The sequence below is a fragment of the Robiginitomaculum antarcticum DSM 21748 genome, from assembly GCF_000365025.1.
In the GTDB taxonomy this organism is placed as follows: domain Bacteria; phylum Pseudomonadota; class Alphaproteobacteria; order Caulobacterales; family Maricaulaceae; genus Robiginitomaculum; species Robiginitomaculum antarcticum.
In genome coordinates this window covers 60,507-75,194 of sequence record NZ_KB823012.1, presented here as the reverse complement: position 1 = coordinate 75,194, position 14,688 = coordinate 60,507, and the positions used below count along the sequence as shown (strand labels likewise).

Genomic DNA, 14,688 nt, shown 5'->3' with positions numbered 1-14,688 from the left:
ACAAGATGAGCACTATAAATTTCACATATTTACCCGGTGATGGGATTGGCCCCGAAGTGGGCGCGGCCGCAATAGCTGTGCTGCATGCTGTTGCCGATAAATTCGGTCACACACTCAAAGCCGAGCAGCACCTTGTGGGCGGCGCGGCGATTGACGCAGGATTAAAGCCCCTGCCTGATGAGAGTTATCAGAGCGCAAAACGCACGGGCGCGATCCTGCTTGGCGCGGTGGGAGGGCCAAAGTGGGATCATCTGAAAGGTGAAGAGCGGCCGGAGCTGGGCTCGTTATTGCCGCTTCGCAAACGCCTTAATCTCTATGCCAATATCCGCCCCTGTAAGCCTTATCCGGCGCTGATTGAGCGCGCGCCGCTCAAACGCGAGCGCCTTGAGGGTACGGACTTTGTCGTCATACGGGAGCTGACGGGCGGAATATATTTTGGTAAAAAAGGCCGTGACGAAAGGGGGGCTTTTGACGAGTGCCGCTATACCGAAGCGGAAGTAGAGCGCATTGCGGTAAAAGCGTTTGACCTTGCCACAACGCGCCGCAAAAAAGTCACCAGCGTTGATAAATCCAATGTGCTTGAGACCTCCCGCCTGTGGCGAGAAACAGTTATTAAAGTCGCGAAAAACTATCCTGATGTCGAGCTTGAGCATCTTTTGGTCGACGCCATGACCATGCATATGCTCACCCGCGCGCAGGATTTTGACGTTATCCTTACGGAGAATATGTTCGGTGATATTCTGACCGACGAGGCCAGCGTTTTATGCGGCTCTATGGGCGTTATTCCTTCGGCCTCCCTGTCTTACGGTCGCCCTTCAAAAGGCGTGGTGGGCATGTATGAGCCTATTCACGGCAGCGCGCCCGATATTGCAGATCAGGGTAAAGCTAACCCAATAGCCATGATCTTATCCGCCGCGTGGATGCTGCGCCTGTCCTTTGGATTGAGCGCTGAGAGCGAAGCGATAGAGCGCGCCGTCGAAGCGGCGCTGGAGGGCGGGCATGTGACAGGCGATTTGGGTGGATCATTATCAACGCAGGACGTTGGCGATTGGATAGCGGATCATGTCATCTCAAAACAATAATAATATTGATTTAGACGCACTTTGCGCGCGTATTGACAGCGCCAATGTCTACGCGCTGGCGCGCCGCACACCGCTGGAATTTGCGGCGGCGTTATCAGCGCAATATGGCCGCAATATCTGGCTGAAACGTGAAGACCTTCAGGACGTGTTTTCATTTAAAATCCGCGGGGCGACGAACCGCATATCGGCCATGAGTGACGCTGAGCGCGCGCGCGGCGTCTGCGCCGCCAGCGCCGGAAACCACGCCCAGGGCGTGGCGGCAGCGGCGGCCTATTACAAGACCGACGCGCTAATTTTTATGCCGGTGACGACGCCCGATATTAAAGTCAAAGCGGTCGAGACGGGCGGCGCAAAAACGCGCTTGGTCGGCGACAGTTATGACGAAGCCTGCATGGCCGCGATTGAATACGCCAAACAGTCCGGCGCAGTGTTTATCCATCCTTTCGACGAAATTGAGGTCATTGCCGGACAAGGCACAGTGGCCAAGGAAATCTTCGAGCAAATCCCGCGAACGCCATCAGCGATTTATGTTTGCGTTGGCGGCGGCGGACTCATCTCGGGCATTGGCGCATGGGCCAAAACTAAATCGCCTGATACGCAGATTGTGTCTTGCGAACCGGTCGGCGCCGCAACATTGCAAACGTCGCTTGCCAATGGGTGTGTCACGCCGCTGGATAAGATTGACGGCTTTGCCGATGGCGTAGCCGTTAAGCAAATTGGCGCGCTGACCTATAAGATATGTGAGCAGGTTGTTGACCGCTGCGTCACTGTCACAAATGACGAGATTAGCGCGGCGGTTAAAGCAATATTTGAAACGACCCGCACCGTGGTTGAACCGGCGGGCGCGCTCGCCCTGGCGTGTCTGATAAAAGATATACGCGCAGGCGCAGCCCCGCAGGGGGACATCGTCGTCACAGTCTCCGGCGCGAACGTCAATTTTGACCGCATCGGCCATATTGTCGAGCGCGCCGAGCTGGGCGCAGACCGTGAAATGCTGTTCGCCGCCACATTGCCCGAAGAGCGCGGCGCATTTGAGCGCTTTGTCGCCTTCTTGCATGGCCGCGCGGTGAGCGAGTTTAATTACCGTTTCGCCGACGGGCAGGACGAGGCGCGCATATTAGTGGGTCTGAAACTCTCAGGCGGAGAAGCTGAGGCCAAAGCGCTGACGCAGGAGCTGGATGCAGGGGGCTATGATACGGTAGATTTATCGCGTGACCGTCTGGCGAAGCGCCATCTTCGGCACATGGTCGGCGGTCGCGCCAGCCGCGATGTGGATGAAGCGCTCTATCGCTTTGAGTTTCCCGAACGCCCCGGCGCGCTGATGGATTTCTTAACCGCAATTGGCGGCAAATGGAATATCTCGCTGTTTCATTACCGCAATCACGGCAGCGCTGAAGGGCAGGTCTTATGCGGCTTTCAAATTCCCAATGCTGACATAGAGGCGCTGGAAACTGCGCTACAAAGCACGGGCTATCCCATGACCAATGAGAGCGATAACGCCGCGTTTAAAATGTTTTTGCGGGCGTAGGCCTGTTACCCTCTATAGCGCCGTAATTTAGCGCTGCGGATTTTCACCGGATTGACCCGCATTTCCCGCGTGCTAAGTGAGCGTCAAAAAAGAGAGCATTAATCCAAACCGTACACATTCGATTAGCGTAAATAGAGCATAGCCTTGGGGCCAAAACTTAGGCTAGATTGCACGCTCTATGACTGTTTCACTTGAAGAATTTTCCGGCGGTATGCGCAAATTAGCAGCGTCCGTGACTGTGATTACGACCCGCTATAACGGTGTGGATTACGGCTTGACCGCAAGCGCGGTGACGTCGCTATCGGCCGATCCGCCCAGCCTGCTGGCCTGTATCCACCGGGAAGGTTCGGCCTTTGACCCAATTGAGCGCGCCGGCAAATTTTGCGTCAATATTCTCTCTCGCAAGCAAACGGATGTCTCCACAGCCTTTGCGCAAAATGAGCCCGAAGACCGGTTTAAATCCGGCGCGTGGTCACGCAGTCCCGGCGGCATGCCCTATCTTATGGGCGCGGCAGCGAGCTTTGAATGCAAAGTCATGGATGTGCTGCCGGGATTTTCGCACGGCGTGTTTGTCGGGCTGATTACCGATATCACAGTCAGCGAGGCCCATGCCTTATTATATGCCGACGGAGAATACGGACATTTCAATCTGCGCCCGCGCTAAACAGTTTATTCGTTTGTCGACATGTCGCTTTTCGTCTTGGCGCGCTTATCCCATTCGTAGATCTCGTCAATGAAACAGCGGTCCGGGCCAATACCCGTATTGCCGCCCGCAAATGTGTTTTCAGATATGATGAGAATATCATTACTGGACAGGCAGCTTCCGCCGCCATCATCAAGACCTATACGCTGTGCGTAGCGTAATGATGGGCACGTGCCTGAGGTCGTGACCAAATAGTCTTTATTACCTGCGGAGAGAACAACGCTGTCCCGGCCATTATTAGAAAATCCGTCAATATTTCCGGAAAAGCAGATCTTGTCCGTTTTTTCACCCAAACGGGGATCGCCGTCATAGGCGGCGACGCCGCGTGGATCGGAGTCAAGTCCGGACGCGCAGGCCGTCAGTATAGCCGTAGCGGCAATGCTTATAAATACGGTATATTTCATGATAACCTCCTCAGAGTGTTGTTACACATTACGGGAGAAAAGCTTTTCGTGCAAATTTTTGCTTAGACGTTAGAAGATTACGCGCTTCTGCGCTGATAGGTATATTGCCCCGCATCATTAAACCGCCGGCGAATGAGTCCGCGCGCCAAAAGGCAATTTAGATGCGCTAATGATTCCCCAACGGCCATAATGCGATTGCCGTCATTAATTTTGCGCCGGAATAATACGGGATAAACATCAACTGCGCGTTTAGGCGTATCGCAATAGTCCAGCAGGCGCTCCAGCGCTTTTTCGTGATGAAGCACTAACTTATCAAGCCGCCTATGCGCCCCGGTAAAGGGAATGCCGTGGGCGGGACCAACAAGAACGCCGGCTGGCAGCGCAGCTTTTAATTTTTGACAGCTATCGATCCAGTCTTGAAGGGGATTGCCCTCAAATTCTGTCGGCCAGACGGAGACATTAGAGCTGATATTAGGCAAGAGCTGGTCACCGGTCAGGCACAGATTAAGCTCAGGAGAAAAAAGACAGGCATGTTCCGGCGAATGGCCTGAGCCAACAATAATCTCCCATTGCCGCCCGCCAAGTGTAAGGCTCTGCCCGTCCATAATACGCTGATAACCCACGGGCATAGGCGTAATCGCTTTACCAAAACCGCCAAAGCGCGCTTTGTAGAGCTCAATCTGTGTCTCCGTTAGACCTGCCATGCGGTAAAATTCCAGCGCATGTTCCGGCGCGGGCTGTCCCGTATCTGCAGCCATAAGGCGGCAGAGAAAATATTCGCCGCGCGTCATAATCAGCGGCGCGCCGAACTTATCACAAATCCAGCCCGCCAGTCCCGTATGATCAGGATGCAAATGGGTGCAGATAACTTTGGTCACAGGCAGACCGCCCATGGCGCCTTCAAAGGCGCTTTTCCAAATGCCTTTGCTCTCACGGCTGCCGATACCGGTATCCACCACGGCCCAGCCGTCCCCGTCACGGATTATATATAAATTGATGTGATCCAGACCGGCCATAGGCAGCGGCATGCGTAGCCACAAAACCCCGTCGGCCAATTGCGTCACAGTCCCTGTTTCCGGATTCTCGTCACAGAAAAACTTGAGCAATGGCGAGGATGTGTCGCCGCTTATCAGGCTCTCATCTTTGGCCGCTTTTTTAGCTGTCTGGGTTATCGCGTTCATACCATCTGTTTATAGCATTACAGCTTAATAGAAAGTACCGCCTGCGTATGGCGCACAGTCACACCCTATCCGGTCTTGTGCATTGCAATTTACATTGCAGCCGCGGACGTTTTTGCCTATCCGCGAAGAAGCACAGGAGCGCTTATGTCTTACGGTACCCACGCCTATTTGCCTGATCCAAGAAACGACACCGTTAAATTCAATGTCAGCGGCAAGATCGTCCACCGTGACAAGGCCATGGTCTCGGTCTTTGACGCGGGCTTTATGATGGGTGACGGCGTGTGGGAAGGCCTACGTGTTCATCACGGCAAAATAGCCTTCTGGCCCGAGCACCGTAAACGTTTGGAGACGGGGCTTAAAGCGCTGGATATTACGCTCGACATTTCGATGGAGACGTTAAAAGTGCGGATTGACGACACGCTGGCAGCCAATGACATGTATGACGGCGTACATATCCGCCTGATGATTACCCGGGGCCTTAAAGCGACACCCTATCAAGACCCCCGCGTTGCCATTGGCCCGCCCACTATCGTCATTGCGCCGGAATATAAGACGGCCAATCCTGACACGGCGATTAATACATCGCGTCTCTATACCGTTGCCGTGCGGCGCGGACGGCCCGATGTGCAAGACCCCGGTCTTAACAGCCATTCCAAGATCAACTGCATTACGGCCTGTATTCAGGCGATAAAAGCCGGCGCGGATGAAGGCTTAATGCTCGACCCGCAAGGCTTTGTGGCGACGTGCAACAGCACGCATTTCTTTATTGTACGCGACGGGCAGGTGTGGACGTCGACGGGCGATTACTGTCTGGGCGGGATAACGCGGATGAAGGTAATTGAATTGTGCGAGGCCAATGACATTCCGGTATTTCAAAAAAACTTTCGCCTGATGGATTGCTACAGCGCGGATGAAGCTTTCACCACAGGCACGTTTGCAGGCCTTGCGCCTGTCGGCGAAATTGACGGGCGCATAATCGGAGATGGCAAACGCGGCCCCGTTGTCGAACGCTTGCAGGGATTATATCTGGAGCTGCTGAAACGGACATGTAGCTAATGACTCAGGTCATTTGCATGTGGTCGGGACCGCGCAACCTGTCCACGGCTTTTATGCGCAGCTTCGAAAACCGCGCGGATACCGCCGTGTTGGACGAGCCATTTTTTGCACCGTATCTGGCCGCGACAGGCAAAGACCATCCGGGACGGGAAGAGACTTTAGCCGCTCATGAGACAGACGCCCGTCTCGTCGCTCAGAATTGCCTAAAAACTCCGGCAGGCCATTCTGACTATTATTTTCAAAAACATATGCCGCACCAGATGATTGACGGGTTTGACCGCACATGGATGGACGGGGCGAAGCATTTCTTTTTAATCCGGCACCCCGCCGCCGTGATAAATTCCTACGCCAAAGGACGGGCGGCCTTTGAGGCCTCGGATATCGGCTTGCTGCAACAGGCGGAATTTTATAATCTCATATCACAGCGCCAAGACACTGTTCCCGTCATTGATAGCGCGATTTTCCTCGGCAATCCAGAGACGCATTTACGCGCTTTGTGCAACGCGCTGGATATACCGTTTACGCCGCAGATGTTATCCTGGCCCGCAGGCCCGCGCGAGACGGATGGGGCCTGGGCGCCCTATTGGTACGGATCAGTTGAGCGCTCCACAGGATTTGGGCCGCCGCGCAACGCACTAGATACGGTTAAGCCCCAATATCAGCATATTTTGGATGAGGTTCTGCCCGCCTATCAGACCTTATTTGCAAAGCGCTTACTCTCCTAGCCGCGTAATGCGGCTATCTATATCGGGGCGCGAGCGCGCAGGCAGCTCTTGTTCACTGTCGCCCAGATAGATAAATCCGGCAATTTTTTCGCGGCCCGACAGGCCTAATTTCGCCAAAACCACTTCATCGTAAGCAATCCACTCTGTCAGCCATTGCGCCGCAAATCCCATGGCGCGGGCGACAAGGAGCATCTGAAAACATACCGCGCCCGCAGACAAGACCTGCTCCCAGTCCGGCGTGCCTTTGGGATCATCGACAGGGGCGCTGACCACAGCCACGACAGTTGGCGCGCGTATGAAACGCTGGCTTTCCGTAACCGCTTTATCCAGCGGCTTATCAGGATTTAGCGCCGTAAACCGCGCGCCAATATATTGGCCCAAAGTTTCGCGCATTTTCCCGCGAATAACGATGAAACGCCACGGGCCAAGCTTGCGGTGATCCGGCACGCGGGCGGCACGGGCAATGATGTCGTTGACCTGCGCGGCGGTAGGCCCCGGCCCTGTCATTAATTTGGCCAACGGAGAGCGGCGATCTTCTAAAAAGGCTAAAACACCGTCGCTTCTATCTGTAGGAGAATAGATCATATAGCCTCTTCATTAAAATCTTATGCGCCGTTTTATCTTGGCCTAATCTGCGTTATGGACAGTCAAATTCAAGTCTTTTGTGAGATAATTATGACCCCCGAAGAAAAAATTGCCGAGCTTGGTTTGACATTGCCCGAGGCGAGCGCGCCGGTCGCCAATTACGTGCCTTATGTCATCAGCGGTAATCTGGTATTTATATCGGGTCAAATTTCCAAAATCGGTGATGACTTGATGGGCGGGCGGCTTGGCGAAGACTTAACCGTGGAGCACGGACAGCGCGCCGCGCGCATGTCAGGTCTAAACTTGATTGCGCAAATGAAAGCGGCGTGCGGCGGGGATCTGACCAGGGTCAAGCGCGTGGTTAAACTCGGCGGCTTTGTTCAATCAACATTCAACCATACGGCCGCGGATATTCCCAAAATCATCAACGGATGCAGCGATTTAATGGTCGCCGTTTTCGGCGACGGCGGTCGTCACGCCCGCTTCGCCGTCTCTGCGCCAAGCCTGCCGCTCGATGTCGCAGTTGAAATTGACGCCATCGTGGAGATTGAGGCGTAGTTACATCATGAACGATGTGACTTATAACGCCCGAATTATCACGGATATTGCGCAGGTCGGACAGACCGCATGGAACGGGCTGCAGCCCGCGCCTAGCTCACGCGACTATCACCCGTTTACAGATTACCAGTTCCTGCACGCGCTGGAACAAAGCGGCTGCGCGCAGCCGGAAACCGGATGGTCGCCTTGCCATATTGCGATAGAGGATGCGGGCGGTATATTACTGGCGGCCGCGCCGCTCTACGCCAAATCTCACAGCCAAGGCGAATATGTCTTCGACCACGGATGGGCCGATGCCTTAGAGCGGGCGGGTCTGCCTTATTATCCGAAATTTCAATGCGCCGTTCCGTTCACGCCTGCGAATGGCCCGCGCCTCATTGGAAATGACATCAACGCCCGCCGCGCGCTGATCTCTGCCACGGTGCAACTTTGCGGCGCGCAAGAGGCCTCCGGCGTTCATGCCACTTTTTTAAATGACGATGACCGCGCCCTATTTGACGAGGCCGGGTTTTTAATGCGCCAAGACAGGCAGTTTCATTTCATCAACCAAGGCTTTGAAAACTTCGATGATTTTCTGGCCGCGCTGACCAGTCGCAAACGTAAAAACCTGCGCAAGGAACGCGCCAAAGCTCAAGATGGCGTGACGATAAAACGTCTTCGTGGTGACGATTTAAAACCGGAGCATTGGGACGCATTTTATCAATTTTATCTGGACACCAGCCAGCGAAAATGGGGGCGGCCCTATTTAAACCGCGCTTTTTTTGATCTGATTAATCAAACTTTCGCCACGCAAACTTTGCTGGTTTTGGCTTATGAAGGCGGGACGCCGATTGCGGGTGCGCTAAACTTTATCGGCGGTGACACGCTGTATGGCCGGCATTGGGGGGCGCTCGTGCACAAGCCGTTTTTGCATTTCGAGCTGTGCTATTACCAAGCTATAGACGCCGCGCTGGAACTGGGTTTATCACGGGTCGAAGCAGGCGCCCAAGGCGAGCATAAATTAGCGCGTGGATACGAACCGGTCGTGACCCATAGCGCGCATTATCTGGCCCATCCAGGACTGCGCGACGCGGTTGATAATTATCTGAAACGCGAACGCCGGGCCGTGGAATATGATGCTGCCGTGCTTGCCAACCACACGCCTTTCAAGGCAGATATGACTTGACAATGAGTTAATAATACGCATTATGATGCGTATCAAAGAGGCTTTTTATGGAACGAAATAGCCGTGCAATCATCAAACGTTTGAAAGCAGATGGATTTGACTTGGTTAAGGTTACGGGCTCGCACCATAAGTTCAAAAAAAACGGCATGATTGTTGTCATTCCACACCCGAAAAAAGACCTGCCACTGGGAACCGTTCGGAGTATTTATAAAATGGCGGGCTGGCTTTGAAAGGCGAATAAGATGAAATATTTTGTCGGTATTGTTCATAAAGACGAAGACAGCGTCTTCGGCATTGCTTTTCCTGACGCGACCGGATGTTTCTCATCCGGTGAAACTATGGACGATTTGCTGACCCACGCCCAAGAAGCTTTGTCTTTATATTTCGAAGAGGAAGATATCGTGCAACCCCGTACACTGGACGCCATACAAAACGATAACTTAGCAAAAGATATGTTGGGTTCGGACGGCACATTTTTGCTTGTTCCACTTGTTAGTTACGAAGGGCGTACTGTGCGGGCTAATATTACAATCGATGCAGGGCTATTAAACGCAATTGACGATACGGCGCAAAAACGCGGCTTGTCGCGAAGTGCGTTTCTCGCTGATGCAGCGCGGCGGGAACTAAGTTAATGTCCCTGACCGGTAGTTATGACGACGAGAATGTTTTCGCTAAAATTCTGCGCGGGGACATGCCTTACATAAAAGTCTATGAAGACGCTAATGTCATCGCGATTATGGACGTCTTTCCGCAAAGCGAAGGCCATATTTTAGTCATTCCGCGCACGCCATCGCGAAACCTATTGGAAACAGACGCTAAGGATATTGGCCGCCTATTCGGCGCAGTGCAGCGCATCGCCAAAGCCGTCGATACGGCGCTGTCGCCTGACGGTATTGTCATAACACAGTTTAACGGCAGCGCAGCCGGACAAACCGTTTTCCATACTCATGTCCATATTATTCCGCGCTATGACGACAAAGCGCAGACCCCTCATGCCAGCGGTGAGATGGCGGATACGGACGTGCTCAAAGCCTTGGCTGCCAAGATCGCTGCCGCGTTTTAGCCATGCCCCGCGTCAGCGTCATCATAGTCAATTTTAACGCGGGCGACTGGCTGACCCGCAGCGTCGCCAGCGTGGCCGCGCAGACGATGGCCGATTTTGAATGTTTCATAATTGATAATGGCAGTGTCGACAATTCCATGACGTCCCTGCCTGATCTGGATAATCGTTTTAAAATTATAGAGCTAGGCGAGAATACCGGATTTGCGCGGGCCAATAATATCGGCGCGCACAAAGCCAATTCTGACTGGATTGCACTCTTAAATCCTGATGCCTTTGCCCGTCCCGATTGGCTGGACAGGCTCCTGCTTGAGACCACACGGCGCGATGACATTACGATGGTGGGATCGCGGCAGATTATGGCGCTGGACAGCACCGTTCTGGATGGATTGGGCGATTGCTACTCGGCCTTTGGAATTGCGTACCGCGCAGGTTATGGTCACAACGTAAACCTAAAGCCTGAGACGGGTTTTGTTTTTGGCCCCTGCGCCGCGGCGGCGCTTTATCACCGCGAGACATTCCTGCGCCTTGGCGGATTTGACAAGCGGTTTTTCTGTTATCACGAAGATGTTGATCTGGCGCTGCGTATGCGCCTAGCGGGCGGAGAATGCGTGCAAAGCGCAGACGCTATTGTTGACCATGTCAGTAGCGCGATTAGTAATAACATCAGCGGATTTGCTGTTTTCCACGGCACGCGCAATCGCGTCTGGACGTTCTTTAAATCCATGCCGCTACCACTCCTGATTTTATTATCGCCGCTCCATATTTTTGCCAATCTGGCCTACCTGCTCTGGGCGACGTTTCGTCCGGGGCGGCTTAAACCCACCGCGCGGGGATTATGGTATGCCCTAATAGGCTTGCCGGGGATTTTAGCGACCCGCAAAGACATTATGGCGCATAAAACCATTAGCTCAACCGAGCTGCTTTCGGCGCTGACCTTCAGTCCGCTAAAAGTGGTGCGGCGCGGGGTGCATATTCGCCCGCTGAGTGATAAGGAACGCGAATGAGCACTGATACAATAATTGCTGCGGGGCGCCGCGTCCTGGATATCGAAATAGAGGCTATGGCGCAGCTGCGTGACGCCCTGGGTGAGGACTTTGCCAAAGCTGTGGCGCATTTAAAAGCCTCCAAGGGCCGCGTTATTCTCGCGGGCGTGGGGAAATCCGGCCATGTTGCGCGCAAAATCTCAGCGACCCTCGCCAGCACAGGAACGCCGTCTCTTTACGTGCATCCTACTGAGGCCAGCCACGGCGATATGGGCATGATCACGCCCGACGACACCGTCATCGCGCTGTCGCGCAGCGGCGAGACCCAAGAGCTCGCTGATATGATCGGCTATTGCGCGCGGTTTAATGTGCCGTTGATGGCGATCACCGCACAGCCGCACAGCACGCTCGCCAAAGCCGCAAAATTCCCGCTGATCATTCCGGATGCGCCCGAGGCCTGCGCCGAGACACGCGCGCCTACGACCAGCACAACATTGCAAATCGCCATGGGCGACGCGCTGTCCGTTGCGCTGCTTGAGGCCAAGGGCTTCACGGCCAAAGATTTCAAGGCTTTCCATCCCGGCGGCGCGCTTGGCGCATCGCTCGCTACTGTCGCAGATCTGATGCATACGGGCGACGCGGTGCCCTTGGTGGATGCAGCGACGCCCATGTCCGAAGCTCTGATTACCATGAGCGAAAAAGGCTTTGGCTGTGTCGGTGTATTAAACGGCGACGAATTTTGCGGGATTATCACCGACGGTGATTTACGCCGCCATATGGACGGTAATCTGACGACGAAAACCGCCCGCACGATCATGACGGCCTCACCGAAAACCGCCCAAGCGGGCGACCTTGCCGGTGATGCGCTTCGCCGTATGACCGCTGAGCCGCCCAAAGTGATGCAGCTCTTTGTGCTGGATGGCGCGCGGGCTGTCGGGATCCTGCATCTACATGATTGTTTGCGCGCGGGGCTGGCTTAAGGGTGATTAAAAAACCCATTCGGCGCCATCCCATTTGCCTTATTATCAGTGGGTTAATATTATTTTTATTGACTATTTTATACGTTTTAGACTTTGCGATGATGCTCTATATTGTTTTTGGGGAACTAAATTACGAGATTGGATTCTTCGCGTCTTTCCTAATCGCGTTAACACTCCTCGTGACAGTTATTTGCTGTATTGGACTTTTTGTCGTTCAGTTTAAGTCGCCTCATATAAAACTGGCAATTTTTACAGCCTTTATGGTCCTGGCCTCAAAAGCGGTTTTGTTTGGGGGTGTATTAATGCCTTTGTTTTTGATGAATGAACAACCAATTGATGCAAATCATCCGGTGCAAAATCCTGAACTTTACATCAATAATATTATTTCGACACTGTGGTTCTCTATTCCTCTAATAATTCCAATCTGGGTCAATTGGCCGATAAAAACAGCGCCTATCGAAAATGAATTTTCGTGATGAACGGGAGAGGAATTTTTGAGTTGCGGAATTAAATATTAATTCCCTACTCCGCTACAGCCTGATCTTCCAACGCCGCCAGCCGAATCTCTTCGCGGATATCGCCGCGCACGACAGCGGCTTCGACGGACTCGATATCCAGATCAAGAGCGCGCTCGGCGTCAGATAAAGCTTCTTCAAAACGACCCAAACGGCGGCGGGCATCGGCGCGATACACCAGGGCGGAGATGTTTTGAGGGTCAAAGGCCAAGGCGCTCGTCAGGTCGGTTTCGGCGTAGTCCCAGCGGTCCATTTGCGCGTAGGCGCGCGCGCGGATGATACGCAGCTGAGTATTGGATTTGGACAGATCAAGCCCGCTGCTGGCCGCGCGGTGAGACGCCTGCGGGTCATAGCCCACAAGCCAGAAATCAGCAGCCTGCGCGTAATATTGCGCGCGGGCCTCCGCCGTGCCGATGCCGACTTCGCTGCCCATTTGCTCAAGCTGCGCGGCGGCCATTTTGCTTTGCCCGGTGGCAAATAAAGCCAGCGCCGCGCAGTGACGCGCGCGAAAGCCGCCGCCTTGGGCTTTCCAGACCATGGCATCTTCGAACGCTATTTCGGGATCCTTGCTAATGCTGTCCACACAGGCCGTGTGGCGCACATTGAAGTCCAGCGGATCGACATGCGGAGTTACAACCGCAATCTCATCAAACTCCAGCGGCGGGGCGACCTGCGCATAGCTAGGTATCCCCATGACAAAGAGGGCCGGAGCCGCTAGAGCGAGAATTGATTTGGCGCGTAAGGTTTTCATTTGCGCCTGATGGCAAATTCGGCGGGCAGCGGCAATGCAGAGCAGCATTAAACATCAGCAAGGCAAGATCGCGCTTATCGGTGCGGGCTATGTCGCGCGGGCTATGATTCCGGCCCTGCAAGCTGCAGGCTGGGCCGTGCTGACGACGCATCGGAATCTATCTGACGTGCAAGATGGCGGCGATATAGAGCGGCATATATATGATAGCGATAAGGGCCTAAGCGTAGAATTGCGCGCGGCCCTGCGCGGCTGCACGGCGGTCCTCTCTTCTATTGCGCCGCGCGGCAATTATGATCCCTTTATTCTCGATTTGGACATCCATGATTTAGGCGCTGAGACGCTCCCCGATCTGCACTGGGCGGGCTATCTCTCCGCAACCAGTGTCTATGGAGACCGGGCGGGGCAGTGGGCGTTTGAAGACGAGCTTTTACTTCCCGTTACAGCGCGCGGACGGCGCCGCGTATTAGCTGAATTGGACTGGATGGAGAGCGGATTGCCCGTTCATATTTTTCGTCTAGCGGGGATTTACGGCCCCGGCCGCGCGCCGTTTGATAAAATTATGAACGGCGAAGCCAAAGTCATTCTCAAAGAAGGACATGTGGTCAACCGTATCCATGTCGACGATATTGTGACCGCCGTCATGGCGAGCTTATCCGCGCCATTCCCCTGCACCGTTTATAATATTGCAGACGGTCACCCCGCCCCGCCCGGCGATGTTTTAGACTATGCCGCAACATTATGCGGCTACCCGCCGCCGCCGCGCTTTGCGTTGGAAGACGCGGGACTGTCGGATATGGCGCGCAGTTTTTACCGTGAGAATAAACGCGTTTCGATTAATCGCGCGGTCAAAGGACTGAAATTTAAACCCAAATATCCGGATTATAAATCGGGACTGGACGCGATATGGGCTAATCGGCGACGCTGAGCGCTTTATCCAATCGATTGCGGATTTCCATTCGCGAGTGAGTCATATTGAGCGGTCGGGTCAGCATTTTGCCCTCAGGCGTCATTAACATCATTCGCCCCGTTATGATGTTATCGCCAAAATAATCGCGAACAGGCGTTTCGAATCCGCGAGCCGCCGCTTGGGCATAAAAGTTCGAATTGTCACGGTCAGTGTAATCGAGCCGGACAAATTCGATTCCGCGCGCTTCATATTCGGCGCGCATTTTATTGACTTTCGGTGACAGAATTTTACAGCTGGCGCACCACTCTGCATATGAGAGAACCGCGATAACGCGCGGGCTGTCAACTTGAACCTGCGCAGTAGGCGGCGCGGACTGGTTCTCGGCCTGCGGTGAGCACCCCGCCAAAAGACCAAACATGACCGTGAAAATTATAAGGAATAAATTGCGCATATGCCCTCCCTCAAAAAGCATCCTGCGAGGACATCTTTTATCAATATGTGA

At 54.0% G+C, this 14,688-nt stretch carries 19 protein-coding genes; 14 read left to right on the top strand and 5 right to left on the bottom strand.

Translation table 11 applies throughout. The features are described from left to right. Window positions 1-5: 5 nt before the first annotated feature. The 3 genes from leuB to H142_RS0107125 all read left to right on the top strand — a co-directional run bounded on the left by leuB (window position 6) and on the right by H142_RS0107125 (window position 3,274). Entirely contained in the window at window positions 6-1,082 is a 1,077-nt protein-coding gene (gene leuB / locus H142_RS0107135) for a 3-isopropylmalate dehydrogenase (RefSeq protein WP_017931427.1), read from the top strand. Continuing rightward, entirely contained in the window at window positions 1,063-2,610 is a 1,548-nt protein-coding gene (gene ilvA, locus H142_RS0107130) for a threonine ammonia-lyase, biosynthetic (protein WP_017931426.1), read from the top strand. The genes leuB and ilvA overlap by 20 nt, the downstream gene beginning before the upstream one ends. 178 nt (window positions 2,611-2,788) lie before the next feature. Continuing rightward, on the top strand, window positions 2,789-3,274 hold the full coding sequence (locus H142_RS0107125; RefSeq protein ID WP_017931425.1) for a flavin reductase family protein: 486 nt from the start codon (window positions 2,789-2,791) through the stop codon (window positions 3,272-3,274). A gap of 5 nt (window positions 3,275-3,279) precedes the next feature. Here the strand turns inward: H142_RS0107125 and H142_RS0107120 are convergent, their stop codons facing one another. Beyond that, the gene (locus H142_RS0107120; RefSeq protein ID WP_017931424.1) at window positions 3,280-3,717 is read right to left on the bottom strand and encodes a DUF6491 family protein; all 438 of its coding nucleotides are present in this window, start codon (window positions 3,715-3,717) and stop codon (window positions 3,280-3,282) included. Window positions 3,718-3,794: 77 nt separating this feature from the next. Beyond that, a complete protein-coding gene (locus H142_RS0107115; protein ID WP_017931423.1) occupies window positions 3,795-4,898 on the bottom strand; it encodes an MBL fold metallo-hydrolase in 1,104 nt (367 codons plus the stop codon). A gap of 144 nt (window positions 4,899-5,042) precedes the next feature. Between H142_RS0107115 and H142_RS0107110 the strand changes: the two genes are divergently transcribed. Beyond that, window positions 5,043-5,954 carry an aminotransferase class IV gene (locus H142_RS0107110; RefSeq protein WP_017931422.1) on the top strand — a complete coding sequence of 304 codons (912 nt, stop codon included), beginning with the start codon at window positions 5,043-5,045 and terminating at the stop codon, window positions 5,952-5,954. Between the two features lie 17 nt (window positions 5,955-5,971). Then, on the top strand, window positions 5,972-6,679 hold the full coding sequence (locus H142_RS0107105) for a sulfotransferase-like domain-containing protein (RefSeq protein ID WP_017931421.1): 708 nt from the start codon (window positions 5,972-5,974) through the stop codon (window positions 6,677-6,679). On the opposite strand, the gene H142_RS0107100 is transcribed toward H142_RS0107105, so the two are convergent. Next, the gene (locus H142_RS0107100) at window positions 6,668-7,264 is read right to left on the bottom strand and encodes a nitroreductase family protein (RefSeq protein WP_017931420.1); all 597 of its coding nucleotides are present in this window, start codon (window positions 7,262-7,264) and stop codon (window positions 6,668-6,670) included. The genes H142_RS0107105 and H142_RS0107100 overlap by 12 nt on opposite strands. A gap of 90 nt (window positions 7,265-7,354) precedes the next feature. Between H142_RS0107100 and H142_RS0107095 the strand changes: the two genes are divergently transcribed. Genes H142_RS0107095 through H142_RS0107060 form a run of 8 tightly spaced genes read left to right on the top strand, consistent with a single transcriptional unit; the run spans window position 7,355 to window position 12,489 of the window. Next, the gene (locus H142_RS0107095) at window positions 7,355-7,822 is read left to right on the top strand and encodes a RidA family protein (RefSeq protein WP_033315102.1); all 468 of its coding nucleotides are present in this window, start codon (window positions 7,355-7,357) and stop codon (window positions 7,820-7,822) included. Between the two features lie 7 nt (window positions 7,823-7,829). Further along, complete coding sequence (locus H142_RS0107090; protein WP_017931418.1) at window positions 7,830-8,987, top strand: GNAT family N-acetyltransferase; 1,158 nt, start codon at window positions 7,830-7,832, stop codon at window positions 8,985-8,987. A 47-nt stretch (window positions 8,988-9,034) separates the two neighbouring features. Further along, window positions 9,035-9,217 (top strand): type II toxin-antitoxin system HicA family toxin, encoded by a 183-nt coding sequence (locus tag H142_RS0107085; protein ID WP_017931417.1) that lies wholly within the window; start codon window positions 9,035-9,037, stop codon window positions 9,215-9,217. A gap of 12 nt (window positions 9,218-9,229) precedes the next feature. Then, on the top strand, window positions 9,230-9,619 hold the full coding sequence (locus H142_RS0107080; RefSeq protein ID WP_017931416.1) for a type II toxin-antitoxin system HicB family antitoxin: 390 nt from the start codon (window positions 9,230-9,232) through the stop codon (window positions 9,617-9,619). After that, complete coding sequence (locus tag H142_RS0107075; RefSeq protein WP_017931415.1) at window positions 9,619-10,050, top strand: HIT family protein; 432 nt, start codon at window positions 9,619-9,621, stop codon at window positions 10,048-10,050. The genes H142_RS0107080 and H142_RS0107075 overlap by 1 nt, the downstream gene beginning before the upstream one ends. A gap of 2 nt (window positions 10,051-10,052) precedes the next feature. After that, complete coding sequence (locus tag H142_RS0107070; protein WP_017931414.1) at window positions 10,053-11,054, top strand: glycosyltransferase family 2 protein; 1,002 nt, start codon at window positions 10,053-10,055, stop codon at window positions 11,052-11,054. Further along, complete coding sequence (locus tag H142_RS0107065; protein ID WP_017931413.1) at window positions 11,051-12,013, top strand: KpsF/GutQ family sugar-phosphate isomerase; 963 nt, start codon at window positions 11,051-11,053, stop codon at window positions 12,011-12,013. Before H142_RS0107070 ends, H142_RS0107065 begins: the two co-directional genes overlap by 4 nt. A gap of 2 nt (window positions 12,014-12,015) precedes the next feature. Beyond that, a complete protein-coding gene (locus tag H142_RS0107060; RefSeq protein WP_017931412.1) occupies window positions 12,016-12,489 on the top strand; it encodes a hypothetical protein in 474 nt (157 codons plus the stop codon). Window positions 12,490-12,535: 46 nt separating this feature from the next. Here the strand turns inward: H142_RS0107060 and H142_RS0107055 are convergent, their stop codons facing one another. Next, complete coding sequence (locus tag H142_RS0107055) at window positions 12,536-13,279, bottom strand: tetratricopeptide repeat protein (protein ID WP_017931411.1); 744 nt, start codon at window positions 13,277-13,279, stop codon at window positions 12,536-12,538. 34 nt (window positions 13,280-13,313) lie between these two features. Here H142_RS0107055 and H142_RS0107050 point away from each other — a divergent pair, with 34 nt between their 5' ends. Next, window positions 13,314-14,204 carry a Rossmann-fold NAD(P)-binding domain-containing protein gene (locus H142_RS0107050; RefSeq protein WP_017931410.1) on the top strand — a complete coding sequence of 297 codons (891 nt, stop codon included), beginning with the start codon at window positions 13,314-13,316 and terminating at the stop codon, window positions 14,202-14,204. Here the strand turns inward: H142_RS0107050 and H142_RS0107045 are convergent. Beyond that, entirely contained in the window at window positions 14,188-14,637 is a 450-nt protein-coding gene (locus tag H142_RS0107045) for a thioredoxin domain-containing protein (protein WP_033315080.1), read from the bottom strand. The genes H142_RS0107050 and H142_RS0107045 overlap by 17 nt on opposite strands. Window positions 14,638-14,688: the final 51 nt, after the last annotated feature.

Excerpts from the sequence above, each read along its gene's own strand:
- leuB (WP_017931427.1), top strand. The coding sequence starts at position 6 with ATGAGCACTATAAATTTCACATATTTACCCGGTGATGGGATTGGCCCC.
- ilvA (WP_017931426.1), top strand. The coding sequence starts at position 1,063 with ATGTCATCTCAAAACAATAATAATATTGATTTAGACGCACTTTGCGCG.
- H142_RS0107125 (WP_017931425.1), top strand. The coding sequence starts at position 2,789 with ATGACTGTTTCACTTGAAGAATTTTCCGGCGGTATGCGCAAATTAGCA.
- H142_RS0107120 (WP_017931424.1), bottom strand. The coding sequence starts at position 3,717 with ATGAAATATACCGTATTTATAAGCATTGCCGCTACGGCTATACTGACG.
- H142_RS0107115 (WP_017931423.1), bottom strand. The coding sequence starts at position 4,898 with ATGAACGCGATAACCCAGACAGCTAAAAAAGCGGCCAAAGATGAGAGC.
- H142_RS0107110 (WP_017931422.1), top strand. The coding sequence starts at position 5,043 with ATGTCTTACGGTACCCACGCCTATTTGCCTGATCCAAGAAACGACACC.
- H142_RS0107105 (WP_017931421.1), top strand. The coding sequence starts at position 5,972 with ATGTGGTCGGGACCGCGCAACCTGTCCACGGCTTTTATGCGCAGCTTC.
- H142_RS0107100 (WP_017931420.1), bottom strand. The coding sequence starts at position 7,264 with ATGATCTATTCTCCTACAGATAGAAGCGACGGTGTTTTAGCCTTTTTA.
- H142_RS0107095 (WP_033315102.1), top strand. The coding sequence starts at position 7,355 with ATGACCCCCGAAGAAAAAATTGCCGAGCTTGGTTTGACATTGCCCGAG.
- H142_RS0107090 (WP_017931418.1), top strand. The coding sequence starts at position 7,830 with ATGAACGATGTGACTTATAACGCCCGAATTATCACGGATATTGCGCAG.
- H142_RS0107085 (WP_017931417.1), top strand. The coding sequence starts at position 9,035 with ATGGAACGAAATAGCCGTGCAATCATCAAACGTTTGAAAGCAGATGGA.
- H142_RS0107080 (WP_017931416.1), top strand. The coding sequence starts at position 9,230 with ATGAAATATTTTGTCGGTATTGTTCATAAAGACGAAGACAGCGTCTTC.
- H142_RS0107075 (WP_017931415.1), top strand. The coding sequence starts at position 9,619 with ATGTCCCTGACCGGTAGTTATGACGACGAGAATGTTTTCGCTAAAATT.
- H142_RS0107070 (WP_017931414.1), top strand. The coding sequence starts at position 10,053 with ATGCCCCGCGTCAGCGTCATCATAGTCAATTTTAACGCGGGCGACTGG.
- H142_RS0107065 (WP_017931413.1), top strand. The coding sequence starts at position 11,051 with ATGAGCACTGATACAATAATTGCTGCGGGGCGCCGCGTCCTGGATATC.
- H142_RS0107055 (WP_017931411.1), bottom strand. The coding sequence starts at position 13,279 with ATGAAAACCTTACGCGCCAAATCAATTCTCGCTCTAGCGGCTCCGGCC.
- H142_RS0107050 (WP_017931410.1), top strand. The coding sequence starts at position 13,314 with ATGCAGAGCAGCATTAAACATCAGCAAGGCAAGATCGCGCTTATCGGT.
- H142_RS0107045 (WP_033315080.1), bottom strand. The coding sequence starts at position 14,637 with ATGCGCAATTTATTCCTTATAATTTTCACGGTCATGTTTGGTCTTTTG.